Genomic DNA, 11,884 nt, shown 5'->3' with positions numbered 1-11,884 from the left:
GGGGCCCCCGGCACAGCGCCGGGGGCCCCTCTCGTCATACCTGCGGACCGCGATCAGACGGTGGTGACGACCTCGTCGTAGGCCAGGCGCGGGGAGCGCGGGAACCAGGCGTCCGGGCCCGGCTTGCCGATGTTGACGACCATCAGCGGGGTGTGGTCGTCGTCGAGGAACTCCTTGCGGACGCCCTCGAAGTCGAGGCCGGTCATCGGACCGGCGGCCAGACCGGCGGCGCGGACGCCGATGATGAAGTAGGCGGCCTGCAGGGTGGCGTTGAGCGCGGCGCTGGGCTCGCGCACCGTGCGCTCACCGAAGAAGGCGTCCTTGGCCTGGGGGAAGTGCGGGAAGAGCTGGGGCAGCTCCTCGTGGAACTCGTTGTCGGCGGAGAGGATCGCGACCAGCGGGGCGGCGGCGGTCTTCTTCTGGTTGCCCTCGGCCAGGTGCTGCACGAGGCGCTCGCGGGCCTCGGCGGAGCGGACCAGGGTGACGCGCAGCGGCGACTGGTTCATGGAGGTCGGGCCGTACTTGACCAGGTCGTAGATCGCCTGCACCTGCTCGTCGGTCACCGGCTCGTCGGTGAAGGTGTTCGCGGTGCGGGCCTCGCGGAACAGCAGGTCCTGGGCGGCGGGGTCGAGAACGAGAGACATCTGAACCTTCTCGGGGATGTGCGTCCGGCCCTGAGGGTCAGGACCGGCTGACGGCACTGACCATACGGGAAGAGAAGTTCAACCTTCAACGAAAGTCGGGGCGTGGTGACCCGCTTCACAGGCGTCACCGACGCCTACTCCGCTTCCTCTCCCTCGGCTTCCCCGGCCAGCGCCGCGTCCAGCCGCGCCCGCGCGCCCTCGAGCCACCGCCGGCACACCTTGGCCAGCTCCTCCCCCCGCTCCCAGAGCGCGAGGGACTCCTCCAGCGTCGTACCCCCCGCCTCCAGCCGCCGTACGACCTCGATCAGCTCGTCGCGGGCCTGCTCGTACCCGAGCGCTTCATCCACTTTGCCGGTCATTCACTCACCCTAAAGATCGACTCGTACGTTGAACTCGCCCTCGGCGACCCGCGCCCGCAGCGCCTCGTCCGCCGCCACCTCGCCCGGGTCGCGGACGACATGCCCGTCCGCCTTCTGGAGCACGGCATAGCCCCGCTTGAGCGTCGCCGCGGGGGAGAGGGCCACCACGCGCGCGTGGGTGTGCGTCAGCTCGGAGTCGGCCCGGTCGAGGAGGTGGCCCAGGGTCCGCCTGCCCCGGTCGAGCAGGGCCGACACCTGGTCGGCCCGCTCGTCGATCATCCGCTGCGGATCCTCCATCGAGGGCCGGCCGAGCGCATGGGCGAGCCCGCGCTCCTCCCGCTCGACGATCGCCTCCACACACCGCCGCGCCCGGTCGCGCAGCATCCGCACCCGCTCGTACTCCTCGCCGACGTCCGGTACGACCTTCTTCGCGGCGTCGGTCGGGGTCGAGGCCCGCAGGTCGGCCACGTAGTCGAGGAGCGGGGTGTCGGGTTCGTGCCCGATGGCCGACACGACCGGCGTACGGCAGGCGGCGACCGCGCGGACCAGCTGCTCGTCGGAGAACGGCAGCAGGTCCTCCACACTGCCGCCGCCGCGCGCGACGATGATCACGTCCACGGCGTCGGTCGCGTCGAGCTCCTTCACGGCCTGCACGACCTGCGGGACGGCGTGCACGCCCTGCACGGCGACGTTGCGCACCTCGAAGCGGACGGCCGGCCAGCGGTGCCGGGCGTTCTCCAGCACGTCACGCTCCGCGGCGGAGGCGCGGCCGCAGACCAGCCCGATGAGCTGCGGCAGGAAGGGCAGCGCCTTCTTCCGCTCGGGCGCGAACAGCCCCTCCTCGGCGAGGGACTTCTTCAGATGCTCCAGCCGGGCCAGCAGCTCGCCGACGCCCACGGGCCTGATCTCGGCGGCCCGCAGCGACAGCTGCCCGCGCGGTGCGTACCACTCCGGCTTCGCCAGTACGACGACCCGCGCGCCCTCACCGACGACGTCGGCGACCGCGTCGAACACCTGCCGGTAGCAGGTGACGCTGACGGAGATGTCGTACGACGGGTCGCGCAGCGTCAGGAACACGACGCCCGCGCCCGGGCGCCGCGACAACTGGGTGATCTGCCCCTCGACCCACACCGCGCCGAGCCGGTCGATCCACCCCCCGATGAGCCGCGAGACCTCGCCGACGGGCAGCGGGGCGTCCGCGGACGTGTTCACAGCCATGCGCCCGAGAGTAACGGCCGGTGCCGACAATGCGGCCCAGGCCGTTTTCGCCCCCGCCGCCCCTACCCGTCCCATCTCTGGGGGTAGCCGAGGTACGACAGGACGGCGATCGAGACCGCGCCGATCACCGCCGACAGCGCGAAGGCCCCCTGCGTGCCGTCCCCGGTCAGCGGGGACAGCCAGCCGCGCTCGGCCCCGTCGCGCGCGAGGACGACGACCGCCGAGACGACGAACACGACGAGGACCACGATCTCCATCGCGAGGACGAGGAAGCCCACGCGGGCCGCGGCCCGTACGCCCCACAGGTTCAGCAGGGTCGTGACGACGACCGCGAGCGCCGTCCACACCCAGCGCGAGACCTCCGGGACGAGGGAGTTCATCGCGATGCCGGAGAAGAGGTAGGCCACGGCCGGGATCAGGAGGTAGTCCAGCATCGCCATCCACCCGGCGATGAACCCCGCCTCCCTGCCGAGCGCCACGCGCGCGTACGCGAACACCGCCCCCGCCTGGGGGACGACCCGCACCATCTGCGCGTAGCTGAACGCGGTGAACGCCATCGCCACCGTGGCGACGACGTACACCAGTGCCACCGCCCCGTGCGACTTCGCGTCCAGCGTGCCGAACACGCCGACCGGCGCCATGGGGGCGATGAACAACAGGCCGTAGACGACCAGGTCCCGGAAGCCGAGGCTGCGCCGCAGGTCGTGTTCCTCTTCGGCGACACGGGCCGTCGTGCCGATGTCGGACATCAGTGCCTCCGCGCGTCGCGACCCTTCCCGGCTCGCCGTCAGTCTCCCCGCGCACGGGGGAGCACGCGATCTCTGACCCACCGAACGCGGCCTTACGATGGTTGCCATGACTGCTTCGCCTGGCCGCCGTGTCCTGCTCGCCGCCCCCCGTGGTTACTGCGCGGGTGTGGACCGCGCCGTGATCGCCGTCGAGAAAGCCCTGGAGCAGTACGGGGCCCCGATCTACGTCCGGCACGAGATCGTCCACAACAAGTACGTCGTGCAGACCCTGGAGAAGAAGGGCGCCATCTTCGTCGAACGGACGGAGGAGGTGCCCGAGGGGAACATCGTCATGTTCTCCGCGCACGGCGTGGCCCCCGTCGTCCACGAGGAGGCCGAGCGCGGCCGTCTCGCCACCATCGACGCGACCTGCCCGCTGGTCACCAAGGTCCACAAGGAAGCCGTCCGCTTCGCGGGCGAGGACTTCGACATCCTCCTGATCGGGCACGAGGGCCACGAGGAGGTCATCGGCACCTCCGGCGAGGCCCCCGACCACATCCAGCTCGTCGACGGCCCCGCGGACGTCGCCAAGGTCGAGGTCCGCGACCCGTCCAAGGTCGTCTGGCTCTCGCAGACCACTCTCTCGGTCGACGAGACCATGGAGACGGTCGACGCGCTCAAGGAGAAGTTCCCGCAGCTCATCTCCCCGCCGAGCGACGACATCTGCTACGCCACGCAGAACCGCCAGCTCGCCGTGAAGCAGATGGGCGCCGAGGCGGAACTCGTGATCGTGGTCGGCTCGCGCAACTCCTCCAACTCCAAGCGGCTCGTCGAGGTCGCCAAGCTCGCCGGCTCACGCGAGGCGTACCTCGTGGACTTCGCCCACGAGATCGACGAGACCTGGCTGGAGGGGGTGACGACGGTCGGCGTCACCTCGGGCGCGTCGGTGCCGGAGGTGCTGGTCGAGGAGGTCCTGGAGTGGCTGTCCGAGCGCGGCTACGGGGACGTCGAGATCGTCAAGGCGGCCGAGGAGTCCATCACCTTCTCCCTGCCGAAGGAACTCCGCCGCGACCTGCGCGACGAGGCGGCGGCCCTGGTCGCCGAGCGCGGCGGGGCCGGCACTTCAGCCGACTCCGCGGAGTGACTGTCAGTCCCACGTCGTAACGTAGAGCCATGCAGATCTTCGGCGTGGACATCGGTGGATCCGGGATCAAGGGCGCTCCTGTGGACCTGGACAGAGGCGACCTGGCCCAGGAGCGGTGCAAGGTGCTCACCCCGCGCCCGGCGACTCCTGACGGGGTGGCCGACGGGGTGAAGCAGGTCATCGACCACTTCGGCTGGAAGGGCCCGGTCGGGCTCACCTTCCCGGGCGTGGTCACGGGCGGGGCCACCATCCGCACGGCAGCCAATGTGGACAAGAGCTGGATCGACACGGACGCGCGGGCGTTGTTCGGCGAACGGCTGGGCGGCCTCCCGGTGACCGTGGTCAACGACGCGGACGCGGCGGGCGTGGCCGAGATGCAGTTCGGCGCCGGCCGGGGCCGCGGGGGCACGGTCATCCTGCTGACCTTCGGCACCGGCATCGGCAGCGCCCTCTTCATCGACGGCGTCCTCGTCCCCAACACCGAGCTGGGCCATCTCGAGCTCCACGGCCGCGACGCGGAGAAGCACGCCTCCAGCAAGGCCAAGGAGGACCACGAACTGACGTGGGAGCAGTGGGCCCACCGCGTCCAGAAGTACCTCGCCCATGTCGAGATGCTGTTCTCGCCCGAGCTGTTCATCATCGGCGGCGGCGTCAGCCGCAAGTCGGACAAGTTCCTGCACCTCATCGAGGGCATCAAGGCGGAGATCGTCCCGGCGCAGCTGCAGAACAACGCGGGGATCGTGGGGGCGGCGATGCGGGCCCTGAAGGAGGGCTGAGCGCTCCGCTGGAAGCGCGGTGACGAACCCGCGGGCCGGTGGGGGCTGGTCGCTCCCACGCGGCGGAGCCGCATGTCGACACAGCCCCGCGCCCCTTACGGGGCGCGATACCGCACCGGAGTCCGTCAAGGCTGCTCAGACCCACCGGCCGGACGGAGCCACCGCACGCACCGCACTCACCGCGCGACCGGCATTCACCGGAGTCGCCGGCGCTGATTCACCAGGCGGACCCTTCGCACGGTCGAGATCAGCCCGGCGACGAGCGTTCCGCCGTACAGCCACCCGGCCTGGGTGGCGAGCCCGGTGACCAGTCCCATCAGCCGGCTCCCGATCCCGCCGCTGCCGTCGGCCACCGGCAGCAGCCCCACCGCGAAGGCGATCGGCACGACGACCGGCGCGGTCACCAGGTCGCCCTTGCGCACCCACACCGCGGTCAGCGCGGACACCGGCAGGAACAGCACGCTGTACACCGTCAGCGCCCCGCCGAACAGCAGCTGGTCGAGAGAGCCGACCAGGAACATCACCGCCCCGCAGAACAGCCCGCCGCCCAGCCCGGTCAGCCGCGGGTTGGGCAGCCGCCGTACGGCCTGCACGACCGGTGGAGCGGGCCGCCGTACCGGGGCCGGGCGACGCTGCGCGGGCCCGCGGGTGGGAGCACCCATCCCCACGGGACGGGAGGACGGCCCTGGACCGGACGGCCGGGCGGACCGCGCCGCCCCGCCGCGGCCGCCCTGCGGGGGCAGGGGCGGCGGTGGCGTACCGCGTCGCGGTCCGTGCTGCTGGGGTCGCGTCCTGTGTTGCTCCACTGGACCAACTTAGGTCGGTTTATCTGTCGAATAGGCCATCAGACACGCCGTTGGGCCGAGCTTGGCCAAGCGTTCGATGCATCGCCGGGGCGGGGCGCGGCACGCCGTAGACTGGTGGATCGGCCCCCTGGTCTCCAGTCCTCTCACGTACGGGAAGTCGCAACGTGTCGCTCACGATCGGAATCGTCGGTCTGCCGAATGTCGGCAAGTCGACCCTTTTCAACGCCCTGACCAAGAACGACGTGCTGGCGGCCAACTACCCGTTCGCCACGATCGAGCCCAACGTGGGCGTGGTCGGCGTCCCGGACGCCCGCCTCACCAAGTTGGCCGAGATCTTCGGTTCGCAGCGCGTCCTCCCGGCGACCGTCGACTTCGTCGACATCGCCGGCATCGTGAAGGGCGCCTCCGAGGGTGAGGGCCTGGGCAACAAGTTCCTGGCGAACATCCGTGAGTCCGACGCGATCTGCCAGGTCATCCGCGCCTTCAAGGACGAGAACGTCGTCCACGTCGACGGCAAGGTCTCGCCCAAGGACGACATCGAGACGATCAACACCGAGCTGATCCTCGCCGACCTCCAGACCCTCGAGAAGGTTCTTCCGCGCCTCCAGAAGGAGTCGCGGATCAAGAAGGACGTCGCGCCGAAGGTCGCGGCGGTCGAGGCGGCGAAGGAGATCCTGGAGAAGGGCGACACCCTCTTCTCGGCGGGCATCGTCCAGGGCTCCGGCAACGAGGAGCTGCTGCACGACCTGCACCTGCTCACCACCAAGCCGTTCCTGTACGTCTTCAACGTCGACGAGGACGAGCTGGTCGACGAAGACTTCAAGAACGAGCAGCGCGCCCTGGTCGCCCCCGCCGAGGCGATCTTCCTCAACGCCAAGCTGGAGGCGGACCTCGCCGAGCTCGACGAGGAGGACGCGATGGAGCTCCTGGAGTCGGTCGGCGCCGAGGAGCCGGGCCTCGCCACCCTCGCCCGCGTCGGCTTCGACACCCTCGGCCTGCAGACCTACCTCACGGCCGGCCCCAAGGAATCCCGCGCCTGGACCATCAAGAAGGGCGCCACCGCCCCCGAGGCCGCCGGTGTCATCCACACCGACTTCCAGAAGGGCTTCATCAAGGCCGAGGTCATCTCCTTCGAGGACCTGGTCACGACGGGCTCGGTCCCCGAGGCCCGCGCCAAGGGCAAGGCCCGCATGGAGGGCAAGGAGTACGTGATGCAGGACGGGGACGTCGTGGAGTTCCGGTTCAATGTGTAGGCCACGCATGACCGTGGATCCGGCGATTTAGCAAACTGCCAGGTCAGATGGGGTCGGCCCGGTTTCGGGTCGACCCCGTTCGCGTGTCCGTGGCTGGATTTCGGCTGGATGACCCGACGGTTCGTCACCTGACGTCATCCGTCGTTCGCTGTACGCCAGCTGGATATGGGCTGGGTGGCGTTGAACGGTGAGTCAGCGGGGAGGGTGCTTCGACGCTGCCTTCGGCTCGGCGATCATGTCCCTTCTCGCCCACAGCCTCACCGACCCGCGCGCGGCGGAGAGTGAGACGTGGGAAGCCGCCGTCACCGCGATGCAGATGGGGTCCGCCCTGTTCGCCGTGACCGGAGTTCCCTACCTGAGCCGACCGATGCGCGAGACCGGCGCAGCGTGACTGGTGCTCGTGAGAGGGGTGGTCCGCTCTTCGCGGCCGTTCGAGGAGCCCTCTGGCCTGCGTTTGTGCAGGCTGGAGGGCTTCGTCGGGTCAAATTCGGGGAGGCCGCCGCCAGGTTCCTGCACCGTTGGACGGTCAGGTCCAGGTCAGGCCACCTTGGCGCCGTCGACCGCGGAGCTGGAGCCGAAGGCCTTTACGGCCTGGTAGTACGTCCAGGCGGTGGAGTCGCAGGAGGTCTTCGTCAGGCCGGAGTAGCCGGAGCAGACACGCTTGAGGTCGGCGTAGAGGGCGTCGTCCAGGCGGGACTTGTTGGCGCTGAACGTGCCGTCCGCCTTGTAGTTGCGATAGCCGAAGTCGTGGCGTGCGCAGGACGTCTGGAAGGGGAAGCCGAAGGGGTTGTCGGGGGAGGAGCTGCAGTAGTCGGTCGACCAGTCGAAGCCGTAGGCCGACCAGGCGCCCTGGTCGGCGCGCGCTGCGACCCAGGCGTTGTAGCTGGTCGCGCTGGTCTGCGTCCAACTGCTCAGTACCTGGGGCTTGTCGGCCGGTGCGGCGGTGGCCGGGGAGGCAAGAACAATGATTCCGGACACTGCGGTGGCGAGCAGGGTCGCAAGGCGACGACGCATCTGAGTCCTCCAGCGAGTGGGGGCGCCGGGTGTCTCCCGGCGCGGCACGCCTCAGGCTGGAAGGAGCAGTTATTCGAAACCTTTGCGGGGGCTATACGGATTCTCCCTGGCCCACATGGGGCCCAACGCGCCGGCCTCGTCACCAGGTCGGCAAGGGCTCAGGGCTCAGCGACCCTTGAGCGCCGTCCTGGTGCTTGCCCAAACGTCCTGGTGGGTCCGGGTGTTCGGGGTGGCGCGGGGGGAGGCCAGGGGAGCGAGGGCGGCCAGGAGGGTGAGGGCCGCGAGGGGGAGGAGGTCGAGGTTGACCGTGATCAAAGCGAAGGAGACGAAGGTCAGGACCGGGGTCCAGGCGGGCAGTCGCCTCGGGCGGACGGTCGCGAGCACCGTCAGGAGCGTGAGCAGGCCGCCTTGGAAGGCGAGCGGGCCGGCGAGCTCCAGCGGGGCGGGGAGCGGGGCGGCGTCGGCGAGGGCGGGGCTGAGGTCGCCGAGGATGACCCAGATGAAGCAGGCGGCGCCGGCCAGGCCCGCAACCGCGGCGGTGTTGGCGGCAGTTCGCATACGGGGGGTGGTCCCGGGGACTTGCCGGTGGAGCACCACGATCAAGGCGCCGAGGAGGAGGAAGGCGGCCAGGAAGAACGTGTGACCGAGGTTCCATGCCAGGCCCGGACCGTGGTCGCCGTCCATGCCGTCGATCAGGCGCAGCACGCCGTACGACAGCAGCAGGAGGGGGATCAGGACGGCGAGGCGGCGGGGGGTGCGCTCTGTCGTTGTCATGGTTCCACGGTCGCGGACCGAGGCGTTCCGGACTATCGGGATGTACCCGGGGCCTACCCGGAGGCGCGCCTTAGGGGTTGTCTCCCAAGCTCTGGGCAAGCAAGAGGTCGCTGCGCGTGTGCGGGGCGACCGCGTGCGGCCGTATCGCCTGCGAACGGGGAGCAGTTGGGCAGTGCGGTCGTGTGGTGAGGCGGCTGTGCGGTCGTGCGGCGAGGCGGCCGTGTGCCAGGAGTCGCGGCCCCGTGAAGATCCCGGAGACGTCCCCTAGGGGAGATGGGGCGTCCGGTCACTCAGGGACTCAGGGACTCAGGGACTCAGGGACTCAGGGACTCAGGAACCCCGGGTCGTGGCGTGACATCTTCATGCCGAGCCTGTGAGGGGATCGGTTTCTGCGGTACGGGGGGCGCGGCCACAATTGAGACGCACGGTGAACGCGGTTCGGCGTTCGCGCGAAAGGGGCCAAGAGGAGGTTGTCATGCCGGACGACGTCGACGGGTGCACCGTCGACCTCTGGTCACTGGTTGAGGGGGTGGTGGTTGAGCCGGGGGACCTGGAGGGCGAGCTGGTGCTCACCGGGCCGTGGGGGAGCGAGCGGGTCTCCGCCCCGCATCCTGCGCTCGAAGAGGCCTTGCACCGACTGGAGTTGGGGCCGGTGCGGCTCGCGAACCTCGAGGCCGGGCTCGAGCCCGAGGAGAACGGGGGGCGGGCGCCGGCCGCGGATCAGGGCGACGGGCACTATCTGCTGCTTCATCTGGAGCGGTTGTCGCACCTCATCGTCCGTACGCTGGGCATCGACGACCTGAGCGGACCGCTGCTCTCGGCGATGCCGGTGTCCCCGGTCGCGCATTTCGCGCTCGCGCCGCTGCCGGGACAGGAGTTGGTGCGGCTGCCCGGTGGGGTGTCGCTCTCCGTCGGGCGCGACGGTGTCTCCGTACAGGCGCCTGATGCCTCGTATCGCGTGCAGGTGCACCGGCCGGAAGTGGTGTGGGTGCTCGGGCTGTTGGTCTGGCCGGTCACCCCGGACCAGGCCTCGGCCGCGCTGGCGCTGCCCGCAGGGGTCACGGAGCGGATCCTGGACTATCTCGCGGCGGCCGGCATGGCCACCAAGGCGGAGGGTGACCGGCCGCGCCCGCAGATCCTCGGTCGCGCCGGGCCTCGCCACAGCGCATGACCCGTCGTCAGACGTACGGCAGCGGCGGCCCTGGAGCCGTACGGCAGCAGCGGCCTGGAAGCGTACTGCGGCCGCCACCCCGGAAACCCAGGGCAGCAGCCACCCCCGAGTTACGGCAGCCACCCCGCATCCCGGGCGATCCGGATCGCGTCCACCCGGTTGCGGGCCAGGAGCTTCGTGACCGCCGAGGTGAGGTAGTTGCGTACCGTCCCGCGGGCCAGTTGCAGCTGCTTGGCGATCTCGCCGGCCTCGAGTCCCTCCGCGGCGAGCCGCAGTACTTCCGTCTCCCGCTCCGTCATCGGGTTCTCCGCGGAGCCCCAGACATCGAGGGCGAGCTGCGGGTCGATGACGCGCTGGCCGGCGACCACCCGGCGGATCGCATCGGCCAGTTCGTGCGGTGGGGCGTCCTTGAGCAGGTAGCCGTTGACCTGCGCGGTGAGCGCGCGGCGTACGGTGCCGGGGCGGCCCAGGCTGGTGAGGATCAGCGTCCGGCACTCGGGCAGCTTCTCCCGCAGCCGGGCGGCGGCGTTGAGGCCGTCGAGCCCGGGCAGGTCGATATCGATGATCGCTACGTCGGGACGGCAGTCGAGCGCGGTGGGCACGATCTGGTCGCCGCGCGCCAGCTCTGCGACCACCTCCATGTCGTCCTCCAGGCTCAGCAGTGCGACCAGCGCGCCGCGCACCATGTTCATGTCCTCGGCCAGGAGCAGGCGTATGGCCACGTACGGATCTCCTTCGGCGGCTCGGTCCGTTGCTTCTCGGTGGGTGCGGCCGGGGGTGCTGTTTTCTCGGGGGGTGCGGCCGGGTGCGCTGTTTCTCGCGGGGTTGTGTCTCAGGCCGCTGCTTCTCGGGTGGCCGATGCCATGGCGTCGGTGTCGGACCGGTTTCGATCGGGGAAGGCCGGGGCCTCGGCCACGAGCCGGAAGGTGCCGTCCGGGCCGCGGTCGGTGTGCAGTTCGCCGGAGATCTCGCGCATCCTGGAGGCGAGGTTGCCGAGGCCGCTGCCGCTGTGCACGGACAGGTCCCGGTAGTCGGGCTGTACGCCGTTGTTCTCGACGAGCAGCCGGATCCGGCCGCCCTGCTGCACCGCCTCGATCACACAGCTGTCGGCCTTGGAATGCCGCAGCAGGTTGGTGACCGCCTCGCGCAGTACAGCCGCGAGGACGGTGCTGACCTGCTGACTCATCGTGCCTTGCTGCAGCGTGACACGGGTGTCGACGTCCGCGGCGATCAGCAGCCCCTCGGCGGCGTTGACCTCTTCCACCAGGGACATGTCGCGCAGGCCGCTGGCGACGGTACGCACGTCTGCGAGCGACTGCCGGGAAATGGCGAGGACTTCGCGTATCTCCGTGAGGGCGCGCTGTGAATTACCTGGGATCAGACGGTGAATGAGCTCGCTCTTCAGCGTGATCGCGGAGAGGCTGTAGCCGAGCAGATCGTGCAAGTCGCGGGCGAAGCGCAGCCGTTCCTTGGTGACGGCCATCCGGGCAAGCCGGCCCCGGGTGTCGTGCAGGACGTGCACCAGGTCGGCGAGGCGGGTGAGACCGAACACCACCACACCGGTCAACAGCGTGGACTGGCACAGATAGACACTGTCGAGCACCGAACGGCCGTCGAGGACCGGCGGCAGCAGCATCGAAAGACCCACTGCCGCATATGCGGGCCAGGCGATCCTCGGCGGCAGCAGAAGGAGCAGGGAGCCGGCGAAGAAACCAGCCATTCCGCCCCACTGGGCCCGGAAGACCAGGATGGGCAGATAGGTAAGAAGTGCCTGAGCCCCCAGGGTGGCGAACTTCTGCTGCCTGGAGGCTCGGTCCGCGTCCGGACGTGAGTGTCTGAGCTGCAGCGCGAAGATGGCGGCCAGGCAGGTCAGTGCCATCGCGCTCATGCCGACGCTCATCTCGGCGGCGAGCACGTTGAGCATGGCGATGACCAGGAAGCTGCCCAGTGCGGCGAGCAGAATGGCGCGGGCGAGGCGTGGTGCGGGAGGCTCAGGC

The 11,884-nt window shown here is 70.1% G+C and carries 13 protein-coding genes and 1 pseudogene; 5 read left to right on the top strand and 9 right to left on the bottom strand.

Features of this window, described 5'->3' with window-relative positions; all coding sequences use genetic code 11:
- Positions 1 to 53: 53 nt before the first annotated feature.
- The 4 genes and pseudogenes from ABT114_RS39620 to ABT114_RS39605 form a co-directional block, all read right to left on the bottom strand.
- Complete coding sequence (locus ABT114_RS39620) at positions 54 to 644, bottom strand: malonic semialdehyde reductase (RefSeq protein WP_351148912.1); 591 nt, start codon at positions 642 to 644, stop codon at positions 54 to 56.
- A 134-nt stretch (positions 645 to 778) separates the two neighbouring features.
- Positions 779 to 1,003: an exodeoxyribonuclease VII small subunit gene (locus ABT114_RS39615; protein ID WP_351148909.1), complete on the bottom strand. Its 225-nt coding sequence runs from the start codon at positions 1,001 to 1,003 to the stop codon at positions 779 to 781.
- Between the two features lie 9 nt (positions 1,004 to 1,012).
- Positions 1,013 to 2,221, bottom strand: coding sequence for an exodeoxyribonuclease VII large subunit (gene xseA, locus ABT114_RS39610; RefSeq protein WP_351148907.1), 1,209 nt, complete (start codon positions 2,219 to 2,221; stop codon positions 1,013 to 1,015).
- Between the two features lie 83 nt (positions 2,222 to 2,304).
- Positions 2,305 to 2,970: pseudogene (locus ABT114_RS39605) on the bottom strand (APC family permease); the annotation flags it as partial.
- 97 nt (positions 2,971 to 3,067) lie between these two features.
- Here ABT114_RS39605 and ABT114_RS39600 point away from each other — a divergent pair.
- Together ABT114_RS39600 and ppgK are read left to right on the top strand one after the other, a co-directional pair.
- A complete protein-coding gene (locus ABT114_RS39600) occupies positions 3,068 to 4,093 on the top strand; it encodes a 4-hydroxy-3-methylbut-2-enyl diphosphate reductase (RefSeq protein ID WP_351148904.1) in 1,026 nt (341 codons plus the stop codon).
- 29 nt (positions 4,094 to 4,122) lie between these two features.
- Positions 4,123 to 4,869, top strand: a complete 747-nt coding sequence (ppgK, locus tag ABT114_RS39595; RefSeq protein WP_351148901.1) for a polyphosphate--glucose phosphotransferase — start codon at positions 4,123 to 4,125, stop codon at positions 4,867 to 4,869.
- A 194-nt stretch (positions 4,870 to 5,063) separates the two neighbouring features.
- Here ppgK and ABT114_RS39590 read toward each other — a convergent pair whose 3' ends face one another.
- Positions 5,064 to 5,675 (bottom strand): DUF6542 domain-containing protein, encoded by a 612-nt coding sequence (locus ABT114_RS39590; protein WP_351148898.1) that lies wholly within the window; start codon positions 5,673 to 5,675, stop codon positions 5,064 to 5,066.
- 164 nt (positions 5,676 to 5,839) lie between these two features.
- Here ABT114_RS39590 and ychF point away from each other — a divergent pair, with 164 nt between their 5' ends.
- Both ychF and ABT114_RS39580 read left to right on the top strand, forming a co-directional pair.
- Positions 5,840 to 6,928: a redox-regulated ATPase YchF gene (ychF, locus tag ABT114_RS39585; protein WP_351148895.1), complete on the top strand. Its 1,089-nt coding sequence runs from the start codon at positions 5,840 to 5,842 to the stop codon at positions 6,926 to 6,928.
- 187 nt (positions 6,929 to 7,115) lie between these two features.
- Complete coding sequence (locus ABT114_RS39580) at positions 7,116 to 7,319, top strand: hypothetical protein (protein WP_351148893.1); 204 nt, start codon at positions 7,116 to 7,118, stop codon at positions 7,317 to 7,319.
- A 146-nt stretch (positions 7,320 to 7,465) separates the two neighbouring features.
- Here the strand turns inward: ABT114_RS39580 and ABT114_RS39575 are convergent, their stop codons facing one another.
- Positions 7,466 to 7,942: a phospholipase gene (locus ABT114_RS39575; protein WP_351148890.1), complete on the bottom strand. Its 477-nt coding sequence runs from the start codon at positions 7,940 to 7,942 to the stop codon at positions 7,466 to 7,468.
- 165 nt (positions 7,943 to 8,107) lie between these two features.
- Positions 8,108 to 8,716, bottom strand: a complete 609-nt coding sequence (locus tag ABT114_RS39570; protein ID WP_351148888.1) for a hypothetical protein — start codon at positions 8,714 to 8,716, stop codon at positions 8,108 to 8,110.
- 475 nt (positions 8,717 to 9,191) lie between these two features.
- Here ABT114_RS39570 and ABT114_RS39565 point away from each other — a divergent pair, with 475 nt between their 5' ends.
- Complete coding sequence (locus ABT114_RS39565; RefSeq protein WP_351148885.1) at positions 9,192 to 9,887, top strand: NADH oxidase; 696 nt, start codon at positions 9,192 to 9,194, stop codon at positions 9,885 to 9,887.
- Between the two features lie 110 nt (positions 9,888 to 9,997).
- Here ABT114_RS39565 and ABT114_RS39560 read toward each other — a convergent pair whose 3' ends face one another.
- Positions 9,998 to 10,609 (bottom strand): response regulator transcription factor, encoded by a 612-nt coding sequence (locus ABT114_RS39560; RefSeq protein ID WP_351148883.1) that lies wholly within the window; start codon positions 10,607 to 10,609, stop codon positions 9,998 to 10,000.
- Positions 10,610 to 10,719: 110 nt separating this feature from the next.
- Positions 10,720 to 11,811 carry a sensor histidine kinase gene (locus ABT114_RS39555; protein WP_351148881.1) on the bottom strand — a complete coding sequence of 364 codons (1,092 nt, stop codon included), beginning with the start codon at positions 11,809 to 11,811 and terminating at the stop codon, positions 10,720 to 10,722.
- Positions 11,812 to 11,884 lie beyond the last annotated feature (73 nt).

Source organism: Streptomyces sp. NPDC002088 (genome assembly GCF_040296605.1).
In the GTDB taxonomy this organism is placed as follows: Bacteria; Actinomycetota; Actinomycetes; order Streptomycetales; family Streptomycetaceae; genus Streptomyces.
Note: the sequence above shows the minus strand (reverse complement) of the source record. Positions and strands in the feature narration are given on the sequence as shown.

Excerpts from the sequence above, each read along its gene's own strand:
- ABT114_RS39620 (WP_351148912.1), bottom strand. The coding sequence starts at position 644 with ATGTCTCTCGTTCTCGACCCCGCCGCCCAGGACCTGCTGTTCCGCGAG.
- ABT114_RS39615 (WP_351148909.1), bottom strand. The coding sequence starts at position 1,003 with ATGACCGGCAAAGTGGATGAAGCGCTCGGGTACGAGCAGGCCCGCGAC.
- xseA (WP_351148907.1), bottom strand. The coding sequence starts at position 2,221 with ATGGCTGTGAACACGTCCGCGGACGCCCCGCTGCCCGTCGGCGAGGTC.
- ABT114_RS39600 (WP_351148904.1), top strand. The coding sequence starts at position 3,068 with ATGGTTGCCATGACTGCTTCGCCTGGCCGCCGTGTCCTGCTCGCCGCC.
- ppgK (WP_351148901.1), top strand. The coding sequence starts at position 4,123 with ATGCAGATCTTCGGCGTGGACATCGGTGGATCCGGGATCAAGGGCGCT.
- ABT114_RS39575 (WP_351148890.1), bottom strand. The coding sequence starts at position 7,942 with ATGCGTCGTCGCCTTGCGACCCTGCTCGCCACCGCAGTGTCCGGAATC.
- ABT114_RS39570 (WP_351148888.1), bottom strand. The coding sequence starts at position 8,716 with ATGACAACGACAGAGCGCACCCCCCGCCGCCTCGCCGTCCTGATCCCC.
- ABT114_RS39565 (WP_351148885.1), top strand. The coding sequence starts at position 9,192 with ATGCCGGACGACGTCGACGGGTGCACCGTCGACCTCTGGTCACTGGTT.
- ABT114_RS39555 (WP_351148881.1), bottom strand. The coding sequence starts at position 11,811 with ATGCTCAACGTGCTCGCCGCCGAGATGAGCGTCGGCATGAGCGCGATG.